This window comes from Streptomyces sp. NPDC088915 (assembly GCF_044749825.1).
Classification (GTDB): Bacteria; Actinomycetota; Actinomycetes; order Streptomycetales; family Streptomycetaceae; genus Streptomyces.
The window spans coordinates 142,454-154,761 of the sequence record NZ_JBIVIR010000009.1; the positions used below are offsets into that span (position 1 = coordinate 142,454).

The window sequence follows — 12,308 nt, forward strand, 5'->3', positions numbered from 1 at the left end:
AAAGGCTCCGGGCCGTTCGTCCCCGCCACCCTTGTTGCACATATATTGCAGTTGCGGAATCAGTGCAGAAGGAGTGAGCGGTGAGCGGACCAGTGGTGCTCGGGATCGAGTCCTCGTGCGACGAGACCGGGGCGGGGATCGTCCGGGACGGGAAGCTGCTCGCGCACGTCGTCGCGACCAGCATGGACGAGCACGCCCGCTTCGGTGGGGTCGTGCCCGAGATCGCCGCGCGGGCGCACCTGCACTCCTTCAACCCCGTCGTGCGGGAGGCGCTCGACCGGGCCGGACTGCGGCTGAACCAGATCGACGCGGTCGCCGTCACCACCGGGCCCGGCCTCTCCGGCGCCCTCCAGGTCGGCCTCGCCGGAGCGAAGACGCTCGCCTACGCCGCCGGAGTCCCGCTCCACGGCGTGCACCACCTCGCCGGACACGTCGCCGCCGACACCCTGGAACACGGGCCGCTGCCCAGCCCCTGCGTCGTCCTGATCGTCTCCGGCGGCCACACCTCCCTGCTCCTCGTCCGGGACCTGGTCCGCGAGCCGATCCTGCACCTGGGCGATACCCTCGACGACGCGGCGGGGGAGTGCTTCGACAAGGTCGCCCGCATCCTCGGCCTGCCCTATCCCGGCGGGCCCGCCATCGACCGGGCCGCCCGGGACGGCGACCCGCGCGCGGTGGACTTCCCCCGGCCGCTGACCCGCGGCGGGGACGACCCGTACGCCTTCTCCTTCTCCGGCCTCAAGACCGCCGCCGCCCGCTGGGTCGAGAAGCACCGCCTCCAGGGCCTGGACGTGCCCGTCGCCGACGGCGCCGCCGCCCTCCAGGAGGCCGTCGCCGACGTCCTCAGCCGCAAGGCCCTCGCGGCCTGCGAGGCGTACGACGTGAAGACGCTGATCGTGGTCGGCGGGGTCGCCGCGAACTCCCGCGTCCGCGCCCTCACCGAGCGGCGGTGCGCCGCCGCCGGGGTCGAGCTGCGCGTCCCGCCCATGACGCTGTGCACCGACAACGGCGCCATGATCGCCGCCGTCGGCGACCTCCTCGTCCGCTCGGGAGCGGAGCCCGCCCCGCTGAACGTGTCCATCGACCCCTCCGCGCCCCTGGAGTACGCCTCCCTGACCCCGCTCCCCGCCCCCTCCGCCCGCGCCGCCTGACCGTCCCCCTCCACCGGAAGCAGTGAGAACCTTGCGTACCGCCGACATCCGCCAGCGCTTCCTCGATTACTTCGCCGCCCGGGGACACACCGTCGTGCCCAGCGCGCCGCTGCCCACCCCCGACCCCACCCTGCTGTTCGTCAACGCCGGCATGGTCCCCTTCAAGCCGTACTTCACCGGCGAGGCGGCCCCCCTGTGGCAGCGGGCCACGAGCGTGCAGAAGTGCGTGCGGACCCTGGACATCGAGGAGGTCGGGAAGACCACCCGGCACGGCTCCTTCTTCCAGATGAACGGCAACTTCTCCTTCGGGGACTACTTCAAGGAGGAGGCCATCGCCTTCGCCTGGGACCTGTCCACGAAGCCGTGGGCCGAGGGCGGCTACGGGCTCGACCCCGAGAAGATCTGGGTGACCGTCCACCACTCCGACACCGACGCCCGCGGCATCTGGCGCGAGGTCGCCGGCCTGCCCGACGAGCGGATCGTGGCGCGCGGCGACGAGGACAACTTCTGGTCCATGGGCGTCCCCGGCCCCTGCGGCCCCTGCTCCGAGCTGTACTACGACCGCGGCCCGGCCCTCGGCCGCGAGGGCGGGCCCGCCGTCGACGAGGACCGGTACATGGAGTTCTGGAACCTCGTCTTCATGCAGTACGAGCGCGGCGAGGGCCCCGGCAAGAGCGGTTACCCGATCCTCGGCGAACTGCCCCGCCGCAACATCGACACCGGCATGGGCCTGGAGCGGATGGCCACCCTCCTCCAGGGCGTCGACAACCTCTACGAGATCGACGAGACCCGCCCCGTCCTCGACCGGGCCGCCGCCCTCGCCGGCGTCCGCTACGGCGACGACGAGCAGGCCGACGTACGGCTCCGCGTGGTCGCCGACCACGTCCGCACCGCGCTCATGCTCCTCGCCGACGGCACCGCCCCCGGCAACGAGGGACGCGGCTACGTCCTGCGCCGCATCCTGCGCCGCTCGGTCCGCTCCATGCGCCAGCTCGGCTTCCAGGACCCCGCCCTGCCCGAACTGCTGCCCGTGGCCCGCGACCGCATGGCCCCCGGTTACCCCGAGGTCGTCGAGTCCTACGCCCGTATCTCCGACCAGGCGTACGGCGAGGAGGACGCCTTCCGCGCCACCCTCAAGCAGGGCACCACCGTCCTCGACACCGCCGTCGCCAAGGTCAGGGAGGGCGGCGGACGCTCCCTGCCCGGCGCGCAGGCGTTCCTGCTCCACGACACCTACGGCTTCCCCGTCGACCTCACCCTGGAGATGGCCGCCGAACAGGGCGTCGAGGTCGACCGCGAGGGCTTCACCGCCCTCATGAACGAGCAGCGCGAACGGGCCCGCGCCGACGCCCGTGCCCGCAAGTCCGGCGGCACGGCGGACACCACCGCCCTCCGCACCGTCCTGGACGCCCACGGTCCCACCGACTGGCGGGCCTGGGACACCCTCACCACCGAGTCCCGCGTCCTCGCCCTCCTCGGCACCGAGGGCCCCGTCCCGGCGGCCCGCACCGGCGACCTCGTCACCGTCGTCCTCGACCGCACCCCCTTCTACGCCGAGTCCGGCGGCCAGGACAGCGACGCGGGCCTCCTCTCCGGGACTTCGGCCGAGGCCGAGGTCGTCGACGTCCAGCGGCCCCTGCCTGGCCTCGTCGTCCACCGGGTCAGGATCACGGCGGGCGAACTGGCCGTCGACGACACCGTGCACGCCGCCGTCGACCCCGAGTGGCGCCTCGGCGCCCGCCAGGCCCACTCCGGCACCCACGTCCTGCACGCCGCCCTGCGCGAGGTCCTCGGTCCCACCGCCCTCCAGTCCGGCTCCTACAACCGGCCCGGCCACCTCCGCCTCGACTTCCCCTGGCGCGGCGCCCTCTCCCCGGCCGTCCGGAGCGAGGTCGAGGAGGCCGCCAACCGGGCCCTGCGCCGCGACCTGCCCGTCGGCGTCCGCTGGACGACCCTGCCCGAGGCCAAGGAACTCGGCGCGCTCGCCCTCTTCGACGAGACGTACGGGGAGAAGGTGCGGGTCGTCGAGATCGGCGGCCCCTGGTCACGCGAGCTGTGCGGCGGCACCCACGTCGACCACGCCTCCCAGATCGGCACGGTCGCCCTCACCGCCGAGTCCTCCGTCGGCGCCGGCATGCGCCGCCTGGAGGCGGCCGTCGGCATCGAGGGCTTCGGGTACCTCGCCCGCGAGCGCGACCTCGTGGGCCGGATCGCCGAGCAGCTGAACGCGCCCCGCGCCGAACTGCCCGACAGGATCGCGGGCCTCCTCGACCGCCTCAAGGCCGCCGACCGGGAGAACGCCCGCCTCAAGGCCCGGGCCACGGCCGCCCACGCCGCCGAACTCGCCGCGGGGGCCGTCGAGGCGGGGGACACGCTGGTCGTCACCGCGACCGTCGACGGCGGCGCCGACGAGGCCCGCGCCCTCGCCCTCGCGGTCCGCGACCGCCTCCCGCACGCCCGCCCCGGCCTGGTGGCCGTCGCCACCTCGTCGGGCGGACTGGTCCTCACCGTCAACGCCCCGGCCCGCGAGGCCGGCCGGAACGCCTCCGCGACCGTCAAGCAGCTCCTCGGCGGCCGGGGCGGCGGCTCCCCGGAGGTCGCCCAGGGCGGAGGCGTCCCCACCGGGGACCTGGCCGCGATCCTCGCGAACCTGCCCCGGGTCGTGGCCGGGGCCTGAGCCGGCGGTCCTGCTTCCGCGTTCGGTTCCGGACGCGGAAGTCGGGGCCGAGGGACCCTTCGTACGGGCTTGCGCGGGCTTGCGCGGGCGACCCTTTACGCGGGCGACACCGGGCGTAGCAGGCCCGTAACACCGGGCCGGGAGACTTCTCGGCATCGCGCAGCACCCGGAGGCCCGGAGAAGGGCCGGGGGGCTGCCAGTCCACGACGCGTCGGCAACCAGGCCGTACGCGAGCGTGCCCGGTCCGCCGCGAGCGGACCGGTGGAAGCGCCGGGGGCGGTGACCGCGCTTCGTTCCCCCGCGCGTCCGGCACGGTTCCGGACGCGCCCCGAACAGGGAGAACCACGTTGACCACCCAGCACCACGACCCGCGCACCCCGAACGCCGACGCGGAACTCGACCGGGAGCGGCGCATGGGCCGCTCCGCGGGCACCGAGACGACGGCGCGGGAGATCCAGGTCGTCGATCTGACGGACTTCGAGAACCGGCGCGCCCGGATCACCGAGGAGCTGTGGCGGGCCGCCACGGAGACCGGTTTCCTCCAGCTCTCCGGGCACGGAATCACCCGCGCCGAGACCGACGCCGCGTTCGCCGCGGCCGAGGCCTACTTCGCGCTGCCGGAGGAGACCAAGCGCGGGCACGCGCTGAAGAAGGGGCTCAACGCCGGCTGGGAGTACCGCAGTCAGGTGCGCCCCTCCACCGGCACGCCGGACGAGAAGGAGTCGTACCAGCTCACCCGTCCCCACATGGCGGGACTGTGGCCCGGCGAGGAGGAGCTGCCGGGGTTCCGCGACACGCTCCTGTCCTTCGAGGCGCGCTGCCACGCCCTCGCCCAGCGGGTCCTGTCCTGCTTCGCCGAACGCCTCGGACTCGCACGGGACTTCTTCGCCGAACGCCACGACCCGGCCAGTCCGCTGCACCAGAGCACCCTGCGGCTGCTGCACTACTACGCGGTCCCCGAGGCGGCCCGCGGGCGGTCCGACGGCGCCTGGCGGGCCGGCGCGCACACCGACTTCGACTGCCTGACCCTGCTGTTCCAGCGGGACGGGCAGGACGGACTGCAGGTCTGCCCCGGCGCCGAGGCCGACACCCTGGCCTGGACCCCGGTCCCCGCCCGCGCCGACCTGGTCACCTGCAACATCGGCGACATGCTGATGCGGTGGAGCGGCGACCGGCTGCTGTCCAACTTCCACCGCGTCGCCCCGCCCGCGCCCGACGGCGACCAGGGGCCGCGCCACTCGATCGCCTACTTCGCCCAGGCCGACCGGAACGCCGTGATCACCTCGCCGGACGGACGCCACGCGCCGATCACCGCCGAGGACTACCTGAGACAGCGCATCGCCGCCAACTTCGGCGGCTGAGCCTCCCCCGTCTCCCTCTCCCTTCCCCTCACCGGAGGCCGGCCGCCGGGCCCCGCAGTCACGCGCGGGTCGCGGCGGCGGCCCCGGCACCCCCGGACCGAAAGCGGGGCACGCCCATGCCCGAAAAGTCTCCCGACCCCCTGCCCGACCCCCTGACCGCCCCTCTGCCCGCACCGCGCCCCTGCGCGCTCCTGCTGTCCGGCGCCCAGGTCGTCACCGTCGACGACGAGCGGACCGTATACGCCTCCGGCTCGGTGGCCGTCGACGGCGACCGGATCGTCGACGTCGGACCGGCCCGCGAGGTCGAGGCCCGCTGGCGTCCCCGCCGCACCGTCGACTGCCGGGGCCGCGCGATCCTGCCCGGCTTCACCGACGCCCACACCCACCTCTTCCAGTCCTTCGCCCGCGGCATCGGCGACGGCGAGCCGATCCGGCCCTGGCTCAACCACTTCATGTGGCCCTACGCCGTCCACCTCGACGCGGAGGACGCCCTCACCGCCGTACGCCTGAGCGCCGTCGAGGCGGCCCGCGCCGGCATCACCAGCGTCGTGGACCACCACTACGCGCCCACCGACCCCGAGACCGTCCTCGCCGTGGCCGACGCGATCGAGGAGGTCGGCCTGCGCGGCGCGGTCGCCCGGGGCATGCTCGGCGACCGCACGAAGACCGCCGACGCGCGCGGCCTGCCCGACGCGCTGTACCGCTACGGCACCGCCGAGGAACTGGAGCTGACCCGGCAGTGCGTGGAGGCCCGCGGCCCCGACGCGCGCGTCCGTGTCTGGCCCGCCCCGCTCAACCTCTCCTACGTCGACCAGGACCTGATCGGCGGCGCGGTCGCCCTGGCCCGGGAGCACGGGGTCCGCTGGCACACCCACTGCAGCGAGGGCGCCGGGGACCCGCGGAGCTATCTGGAGGCCCACGGCGTCCGCCCGGTGACCTGGCTGGCGCGCGAGGGCCTGCTCGACGCGCGGGCGACGCTCGCCCACGCCGTCTGGCTGGACGAGGAGGAGACGGCCGCGGTCGGCGCGGCGGGCGCAGGCGTCGCCCACAACCCCTGCTCCAACGCCTATCTGGCCTCCGGCACGATGCCCTGGCTGCCGCTGCGCGAGGCGGGCGCGGTCGTGGCCCTCGGCACGGACGGGCCGAGCGCCGGCGGCCGGCAGGACATGTTCGAGGTGATGAAGCAGACGCTGTTCGCGCAGCGACTGGCCACCCTCGACCCGGCCGGGGTGCGCTGCGAGGACGTCCTGGAGGCGGCCACCCGGGACGGGGCCCGGTACACGGGCGTGCGGGACGCCGGTGTCGTCCGCCCCGGGGCCCTCGCGGACCTGGTGGTCGTGGACCTCTCGGGCACGGCGGCGCAGCCCGTGCACCGGGCCGTGTCGACGCTGGTGTACACGGCCCGGGCGGGCGACGTGGTGATGACGCTGGTCGGCGGGAGGGTCGTCTACGAGGACGGTCACTGCCCCGGCGTCGACGAGGAAGCACTGGGCGCGCGGGCCCGCGAACGGGCGGACCGCCTGGTGGAACGGGCCGGATTCGGCCCGCTGACGGTGCCGTGGCGGCACCGGGCGCGACGACTGGGGAGGACCTCATGACGGATGTGACGCGGGTACCGGGTGGGGCTGCTGCGACGGACGAGACGCGGTTGCCGGGGAGGACCGCCGCGACGGACGCGATACAGCCACCGGACGGGGCCACTGCGTCGGCCGTGACGCAGCCGTCGGACGTGACGCAGCCACCGGGCGGGACCGCTTCCCCGTACATCCCGTGCGCCGCAGGCACCACGGGCCGGGGCCCCGTCGACGCCGCCCCCGCCTGGTGGCGGCTGGCGGCGCTGGGCCTGCAGCACGTGCTCGCCTTCTACGCGGGTGCCGTGGTCATGCCGCTCCTGGTCGCGCAGGGCATGGGCCTGTCCGAGACCGACACCGCCTCGCTCGTGAACACCGCGCTGGTCGCCTGCGGTGTGGCCACCCTGCTGCAGACCGTGGGCCTGCCCGGCGTCGGCATCCGGCTGCCGGTGGTCCAGGGCATGTCGACGGCGGCCGTACCGTCCCTGGTGTCCGTCGGCGTGGCGGCGGGCGGTGCGCGTGCCGGGCTGCCCACGGTGTTCGGGGCGGTGATCGCGGCCGGGCTCGTGCTCTTCCTGGTGGCCCCGGTCTTCGGCCGGCTGGTGCGCTTCTTCCCGCCCCTGGTCACCGGCACGATCGTCACCGTCGTCGGGGTGACCCTGATGGCGGTGGCCGCCCGGCAGGTGGGCGGCGGGAACCCGGACGCGGCCGGCTTCGGGGCTCCGGTCCAGCTCGGTCTGGCCGCCGTCACCCTCGTGGTCGTCGTCGTGCTGTACCGGTTCGCGAAGGGCTTCGTCGCCTCGGTCGCCGTCCTGCTCGGCCTGGCGGCGGGCACGGCGGTCGCGGCCCTTGCCGGACGGGCCGACTTCTCCCGCGTCGGCGACGCCCCCTGGTTCGGGATGCAGGCCCCGCTGCACTACGGCGTGCCCCGCTTCGACGTGATGGCGGTCCTCGCGATCGTCCTCGTCATGGTGATCATCGCGGTCGAGTCGATCGGCCAGTTCTTCGCCGTCGGGGAGATCGCCGGACGCGAGGTGGACGAGCGGGCCGTCGTCCGCGCGCTGCGCGCCGACGGCCTGGCCACGGTGGCGTCGGGGCTGCTCAACTCCTTCCCCACCACGGTCTACAGCCAGAACGTGGGGCTGCTGCGGCTGACCGGGGTGACGTCCCGCCGGGTCGTCGCGGCCGGAGGGGTGATCATGCTGGTCCTCGGTACGGTTCCCAAGGTGGGCGCGGTGGTCGCGGCGATGCCGCCGGCCGTCCTGGGCGGCGCCACCGTCGTCCTGTTCTCGACGATCGCCGTCGTGGGCATGCAGATCCTCGTCAAGGCCGACCTGTCGGGGGCGCGGAACACGGTCCTGGTGGCCGCGAGCCTCGGCATCGGCTTCCTGCCCACCGCGTATCCGCAGTTCGCCGAGCACATGCCGACCCGGCAGCTCCGGGTCCTCTTCGAGAGCGGCATCATGCTGGGGACGCTCACCGCGGTCGTCCTCAACCTGTTCTTCCACCACCTCCCGTCGTGGCGCGGCTCCCGCCACGGCGCGCCGCCCGTGACCGCGGCCGACGTGACGTGACGCGGGGGAGCGACCGGCCGGGCGGGGGAGGGGCCCCCGCCCGGCCGGTCACGCGTCAGCCGTGGACGAACCCCGGCGGACGCTTCTCCACGAAAGCGGACATGCCCTCCTTCTGGTCCGCCGTGGCGAACACCGCGTGGAACAGGCGCCGTTCGAAGCGCACGCCCTCGGCGAGCGTGGTCTCGAAGGCCCGGTTCACGGACTCCTTCGCCATCATCGCGACCGGCTTGGACATCGCCGCCACCGTGCCCGCCACCTTCCACGCCTCGGCGAGGAGCTCGTCCGCCGGCACGATCCGGGACACCAGACCGGCCCGTTCGGCCTCGACGGCGTCCATCGTCCGGCCGGTCAGGCACAGCTCCATGGCCTTCGCCTTGCCGACGGCCCGGGTCAGCCGCTGGGAGCCGCCGATGCCGGGGATGACCCCGAGCCCGATCTCCGGCTGCCCGAAGACCGCCGTGTCGGCGGCCAGCAGGACGTCGCAGAGCATCGCCAGTTCGCAGCCGCCGCCCAGGGCGTACCCGGCGACCGCCGCGACCGTGGGCGTACGGACCTGCCCGAGGCGGTCCCAGGCCGTGAACCAGTCGGAGAGGTACATGTCCATGTAGCTCCGCGGGCGCATCTCCTTGATGTCGGCGCCCGCGGCGAACGCCTTCTCCGAACCGGTCAGGACGACACAGCCCACGCCCGGGTCCCGGTCCAGCTCCTCGAAGGCGGCCACGACCTCCTCCATCACCCGGAGGTTCAGGGCGTTGAGCGCCTCGGGGCGGTGGAGCGTGACGAGCGCGACGCGGTCCTCGCGCTCGACCAGGATGGTCTCGTAGGTCATGGGTGCGTCCCGTCCGTCGTCGTTTCCTCCGGTGCCGCCCCGGACGCCCGGATCGTCCGTACGATCGCCGAGAAGTCCAGCCCCGCGCCGTCCCCCTCCGCGAAGGCCGCGTACAACTCCGCTGCCTTCAGGCCGAGTTGCGCGTCCACGCCGCCGGCCCGCAGGGCGTTGGCGGCGAGGTTCAGGTCCTTGGCCATCAGGGGCGCCGCGAAGCCCGGCCGGTAGTCGCGGTTCGCCGGGCTGCCCGGCACCGGCCCCGGTACAGGGCAGTTGACGGTGAGCGCCCAGCACTGCCCGGAGGCCGTGGACGCCACGTCGTACAGCGCCTGGTGGTCCAGGCCCAGGCTCTCGGCGAGGACGAAGGCTTCGCTGACGCCGATCATCGAGATCCCGAGGATCATGTTGTTGCAGATCTTCGCCGCCTGCCCGGACCCGGCGGGCCCGCAGTGCACGACCTTCCGGCCCATGGCCGACAGGAGCTGTTCGGCCTCCGCGAACTCCTCCGCGCCGCCGCCCGCCATGAAGGTGAGCGTCCCGGCCTCCGCGCCCATCACCCCGCCGGACACGGGCGCGTCGAGCCCCCGGTGGCCTGCGGCGCGCGCCGCCCCGTGCGCGGCGCGGGCGTCGGCCACGTCGATGGTGGAGCAGTCGACGAACAGCGTGCCGGGCCGCGCCGCGGCGAGCAGGCCCCGCTCGCCGTAGAGGTCCAGGACGTGGCGGCCGGTCGGCAGCATGGTGATCACCACGTCCGCCTCCGCCGCGGCCTTCGCCGCCGACCCGGCGGGCTCCGCCCCGGAGGCGGCAGCGGCGGCCACGGCCTCCGGCACCACGTCGTACCCGAGGACGCGGTGCCCGGCCCCGACGAGGTTGGCGGCCATCGGCCCGCCCATGCGGCCGAGTCCGACGAAGGCGACGGTACGGGTCACCACGGCACCTCCTGGAGGGACGCGGGCCCGGCGAGCCGCAGTTCGCGGTCGCCGAGCGGGGCGAAGAACCGGTCCACGTCCGCCGCGCCCACCTCGGCGAGCGTCGCGGGGGACCAGCGGGGGGCGCGGTCCTTGTCGATCACCTGGGCACGGATGCCCTCCACCAGGTCGGGGGAGGACAGGGCGGCGCAGGAGACGCGGTACTCCTGCTCCAGGACCCGTTCCAGCGGGCCGAGCCGCCGCGCCCGGCGCACCGAGGCCAGGGTCGCCTTGAGCGCGGTCGGGGACTTGGCCAGGAGCAGGTCGGCGGCCCGCTTCGCGGCCGGGACGCCGCTGTCGAGCAGCCGGGCGAGGATCTCCTCCACGGTGTCCGCCGCGTAACAGGGGTCGATCCACTCCCGGGCGGCGGCCAGTTCGCCCGGCGGGGGCGTCTGGACGTGCCGGGCGAGGGCCCCGTGGACGGAGGTCCGCGCGAGGTCGCCGGCCAGCTCCGGGAGCCGGCCCGCGGGGACGAAGTGGTCCGCGAGCCCGCACAGCAGGGCGTCGGCCGCGCCGACGACCGCACCGGTCAGGGCGAGGTGGACGCCCAGTTCCCCCGGCGCGAGCCCGAGGAGGTACGTGCCGCCGACGTCGGGGACGAAGCCGATGCCGGTCTCCGGCATGGCGACCCCGGAGCGTTCGGTGACGACGCGGACCGTGCCGTGGGCGGAGATCCCGACGCCGCCGCCCATGACGATGCCGTCCATGAGGGCCACGTACGGCTTGGGGTAGCGGGCGATCCGGGCGTTCAGCCGGTACTCGTCCCGCCAGAAGTCCGCCGACGCCGTCCCGCCCGTCCGGGCGTCCTCGTGGATGGCGCGGATGTCGCCCCCGGCGCACAGGCCGCGCTCGCCCGCCCCCCGGACCACGACCGTCTCCACGGCCGGGTCGTGCTCCCACGTGGTCAGGGCCTCGTCGATGCGGAGCACCATCGCGTGGGTGAGCGCGTTGAGCGCCTTCGGACGGTTCAGGGTGAGGTACCCGGCCCGCCCCTCGACATGGACGAGGACGTCACCGGAGCCGTGCTTCCCGGCGCTCACCGCAGCGCCTCCGTGAGCCCCCGGGCGACGATGACCCGCATGATCTCGTTCGTTCCTTCCAGGATCCGGTGCACCCGCAGATCGCGGACGATCTTCTCGATGCCGTACTCGTTCAGGTAGCCGTAGCCGCCGTGGAGCTGGAGCGCCCGGTCGGCGACCGCGTACCCGGTGTCCGTGGCGAACCGCTTGGCCATCGCGCACAACCGCGGGGCCTGCGGATCGCCCCGGTCCAGGGCGTCCGCCGCCTGCCGCACCAGCGCGCGGGCGGCGGCCAGTTCGGTGGCCATGTCCGCGAGGCGGAACTGCAGCGCCTGCGCGTCGAGCAGCCGGGCCCCGAAGGCCTCCCGGTCCGCGAGGTGGGCCAGGCTGCGGTCCAGGGCGCTCTGCGCGCCGCCGAGCGAGCAGGCGGCGATGCCGAGCCGGCCGCCGTTGAGCCCGTTCATGGCGATGCGGAAGCCCTCGCCCTCGGCGCCGAGGCGCCGGTCGGCGGGGATCCGCACCCCGTCGAGGACCACCTGCCGGGTGGGCTGGGCGTTCCAGCCCATCTTCCGCTCGTCGGCGCCGAAGGAGACGCCCGGGTCGTCGCGCTCGACGACGAAGGCGGTGACCCCGCCGGGGCCCTCGGCGCCCGTACGGGCCATGACGACGTACACGGCGGAGGCGCCCGCCCCGGAGACGAACTGCTTCACCCCCGTCAGGACGTAGTCGTCGCCGACCCGCTCGGCCCGGGTGCGCAGCGCGGCGGCGTCGGAACCGGCACCCGGCTCGGTCAGGCAGTAGCTGCCGAGCCGGCGCGCCGAGCACAGGTCCGGGAGCCAGCGCCCGCGCTGGGCGTCGTCGCCGTACCGGCCGATCATCCAGGCGACCATGTTGTGGATGGAGAGGTACCCGGCGATCGAGGGGCAGCCGGTGGCCAGGGCCTCGAAGACGAGGACGCCGTCGACCCGGCCGAGGCCGGAACCGCCGTGCTCCTCGCGGACGTAGACGCCGCCGAGGCCGAGCCCCGCGGCCCTGCGCAGGACGTCGACCGGGAAGTGCTTCTCCCGGTCCCAGGCGACGGCGTGCGGGCCGAGCTGCTCCTGCGCGAAGTCGAGGGTGACCTCCGCCAGGGCGAGCTGGTCCTTCGTGAGCATGCTGGTG

Annotated in this window: 9 protein-coding genes; 5 read left to right on the forward strand and 4 right to left on the reverse strand. The window is 74.7% G+C overall.

The window, feature by feature from the left end; all coding sequences use genetic code 11:
* Nucleotides 1-80: 80 nt before the first annotated feature.
* From tsaD to ACIP5O_RS18265, 5 genes are all read left to right on the forward strand, one after another.
* Nucleotides 81-1,151 carry a tRNA (adenosine(37)-N6)-threonylcarbamoyltransferase complex transferase subunit TsaD gene (gene tsaD / locus ACIP5O_RS18245; RefSeq protein ID WP_401294415.1) on the forward strand — a complete coding sequence of 357 codons (1,071 nt, stop codon included), beginning with the start codon at nt 81-83 and terminating at the stop codon, nt 1,149-1,151.
* Between the two features lie 31 nt (nt 1,152-1,182).
* Nucleotides 1,183-3,828 (forward strand): alanine--tRNA ligase, encoded by a 2,646-nt coding sequence (gene alaS / locus ACIP5O_RS18250; RefSeq protein ID WP_401294417.1) that lies wholly within the window; start codon nt 1,183-1,185, stop codon nt 3,826-3,828.
* Nucleotides 3,829-4,241: 413 nt separating this feature from the next.
* Nucleotides 4,242-5,189 carry a 2OG-Fe(II) oxygenase family protein gene (locus tag ACIP5O_RS18255; protein ID WP_401294708.1) on the forward strand — a complete coding sequence of 316 codons (948 nt, stop codon included), beginning with the start codon at nt 4,242-4,244 and terminating at the stop codon, nt 5,187-5,189.
* A 116-nt stretch (nt 5,190-5,305) separates the two neighbouring features.
* Complete coding sequence (locus ACIP5O_RS18260; protein WP_401294419.1) at nt 5,306-6,787, forward strand: amidohydrolase family protein; 1,482 nt, start codon at nt 5,306-5,308, stop codon at nt 6,785-6,787.
* Between the two features lie 131 nt (nt 6,788-6,918).
* Nucleotides 6,919-8,334 carry a nucleobase:cation symporter-2 family protein gene (locus ACIP5O_RS18265; RefSeq protein WP_401294421.1) on the forward strand — a complete coding sequence of 472 codons (1,416 nt, stop codon included), beginning with the start codon at nt 6,919-6,921 and terminating at the stop codon, nt 8,332-8,334.
* A gap of 55 nt (nt 8,335-8,389) precedes the next feature.
* On the opposite strand, the gene ACIP5O_RS18270 is transcribed toward ACIP5O_RS18265, so the two are convergent.
* The 4 genes from ACIP5O_RS18270 to ACIP5O_RS18285 are packed head-to-tail and all read right to left on the reverse strand — an operon-like array spanning nt 8,390 to nt 12,301.
* The gene (locus ACIP5O_RS18270; RefSeq protein WP_401294423.1) at nt 8,390-9,163 is read right to left on the reverse strand and encodes an enoyl-CoA hydratase; all 774 of its coding nucleotides are present in this window, start codon (nt 9,161-9,163) and stop codon (nt 8,390-8,392) included.
* Nucleotides 9,160-10,089, reverse strand: a complete 930-nt coding sequence (mmsB, locus tag ACIP5O_RS18275; RefSeq protein ID WP_401294710.1) for a 3-hydroxyisobutyrate dehydrogenase — start codon at nt 10,087-10,089, stop codon at nt 9,160-9,162. The genes ACIP5O_RS18270 and mmsB overlap by 4 nt, the downstream gene beginning before the upstream one ends.
* Nucleotides 10,086-11,168: an enoyl-CoA hydratase/isomerase family protein gene (locus ACIP5O_RS18280; protein WP_401294425.1), complete on the reverse strand. Its 1,083-nt coding sequence runs from the start codon at nt 11,166-11,168 to the stop codon at nt 10,086-10,088. The genes mmsB and ACIP5O_RS18280 overlap by 4 nt, the downstream gene beginning before the upstream one ends.
* A complete protein-coding gene (locus tag ACIP5O_RS18285; RefSeq protein ID WP_401294427.1) occupies nt 11,165-12,301 on the reverse strand; it encodes an acyl-CoA dehydrogenase family protein in 1,137 nt (378 codons plus the stop codon). Before ACIP5O_RS18285 ends, ACIP5O_RS18280 begins: the two co-directional genes overlap by 4 nt.
* Nucleotides 12,302-12,308: the final 7 nt, after the last annotated feature.